At 51.4% G+C, this 1,774-nt stretch carries 2 protein-coding genes and 1 pseudogene; 2 read left to right on the top strand and 1 reads right to left on the bottom strand.

All coding sequences use genetic code 11. The features are described 5' to 3' along the window. Together R7Z41_RS23695 and ldrD are read left to right on the top strand one after the other, a co-directional pair. Positions 1-282, top strand: a pseudogene (locus tag R7Z41_RS23695) (sodium-potassium/proton antiporter ChaA); the annotation flags it as partial. Between the two features lie 405 nt (positions 283-687). After that, complete coding sequence (ldrD, locus tag R7Z41_RS23690; RefSeq protein WP_000141634.1) at positions 688-795, top strand: type I toxin-antitoxin system toxic polypeptide LdrD; 108 nt, start codon at positions 688-690, stop codon at positions 793-795. Between the two features lie 86 nt (positions 796-881). On the opposite strand, the gene bcsG is transcribed toward ldrD, so the two are convergent. After that, positions 882-1,774, bottom strand: an 893-nt coding sequence (gene bcsG / locus R7Z41_RS23685; RefSeq protein WP_318141610.1) for a cellulose biosynthesis protein BcsG, incomplete at its 5' end; no start/stop codon positions are given.

Genomic DNA, 1,774 nt, shown 5'->3' with positions numbered 1-1,774 from the left:
GGTGCATTAAAAGCAGTGTTGAACAACCAGGTTCAGCGCGCGATGAATCTGTTCTTTGGTTCAGTGTTAGCAACCATTTCGCTTACCGTACCTGTCGTCACGCTAATTGCCTTTATGACGGGTAACGAATTACAGTTTGCACTTGGTGCGCCAGAAATGGTGGTGATGGTGGCCTCTTTAGTGCTGTGCCATATCTCCTTCTCCACCGGACGTACTAACGTGCTCAATGGCGCAGCGCATCTGGCACTGTTTGCCGCCTATTTGATGACGATATTTGCCTGACAGTTATATCTCCTCCGATGACGGAAATCGGGGGAGATAAGATAAATTCCTGCTTATTGTATTTCTTCATACTACCTGGACAGCTCGTTAATCAGAATTGCGAGCCTGTACCACAACCTGCACGAAACCACTGCAACAGCTGTTGAAAAACCGGAATGCACTCTTCATTGCAAACATTTCAGGGATGAAGTGAAGATGAATTGAGACGTAGTATCCACACCAAGCCGGAATTATCCGGTGAGGCGCAATGTTGCGGGGGCTTTATCCCTGGTGGCATTGGTTGCTGGAGAGAGAAAACCCCCGCACGTTGCAGGTATGCACCTGACAACACCACGGGGGCTAATCTTGACTCTAGACCACTCAAGAATAGCCGCGAAACGTTGTCATTACAACACAGGCGGCTATATGACGTTCGCAGAGCTGGGCATGGCCTTCTGGCATGATTTAGCGGCTCCGGTCATTGCTGGCATTCTTGCCAGTATGATCGTGAACTGGCTGAACAAGCGGAAGTAGCGTGTCATGTGGGCGTCAGGCTGCCGTAATGGCAATTTGCGCCCGGACCAGGCCGCAGGGGGGAAACTCTGCGGCCTTTTTCGTTCTTACTGCGGGTAAGGCACCCAGTCGCCGCCGTTCAGGCGAACGTACGGTTTATCCTGGTATTGAATAACTACTGCATTTGAGTTCTCGGAGACCGGTGCTGTTTGTGGCAACCCACTGGTGAGTTTTTTCCAGTCAACATTGTCTTCGGTGAAAATCTTGCCATCAAGAACGCGAACCACCAGATCGGAGATAGCCAGGAAGCTGCTCGGTTGTTCGATGACAATCGGTGCCCCCTGATGCGGTGCCTTCATGCCGAAGAATTTCACCCCAACGGGGACGTCGGTGATAGACGGGCTAGGGATATCACGTAGGCCAGATACCTGCATTCTGTCGCCCTTCAGCGCGCCGCCGTGTTCCGGCACCACGACCACCATCACTTTACGACCCGATTTCTCCAGTTCAGTAAAGAAGGCGTCCAGTTCATCAAAGAATTTCTGCGCCCGCGCTTTGTAATCCGCTGTTTTGCTGACCCCCGGATAATGGTTGCCGTCATGCAGTGGAAGCGTGTTGTAGAACGTGGCACTACGGCTGTTTTTATCTTTTTCGGTAACGTCCAGCCAGCGGTTAAGCACGGCGGTATCGTCATAAACCGGCGAACCATCAAAGCCCAGCAAAATAACCGGCAGATTTGTTTGATCCATCAATTCAGTCTGCATGCCGCCATTTTCGCGAACTTCTTTCAAAAAACCGCCGAACTGGCCGTTATGCCCCATCATCAGGTGCTGGGTAAAGCCCAGTTTCGAAAGGTTATCAAACAGATAGCAGTCGTTATTTGCCGGTTGATACAGATTAGTGTGCGAAGTCTGCCCGCAGCTGGCGCGCAGTAAACGGATCGCCGCCGGGCCACTGTAGGAGGTGGCGGAGTTAAAGTTCTTGAACTCAATATCGAAAT

Source organism: Vibrio sp. 1457 (genome assembly GCF_033340195.1).
Lineage (GTDB): Bacteria > Pseudomonadota > Gammaproteobacteria > Enterobacterales > Vibrionaceae > Vibrio > Vibrio alginolyticus.
The sequence above is the reverse complement of the archived record's forward strand: the minus strand, read 5'-3'. Positions and strand labels throughout refer to the sequence as shown.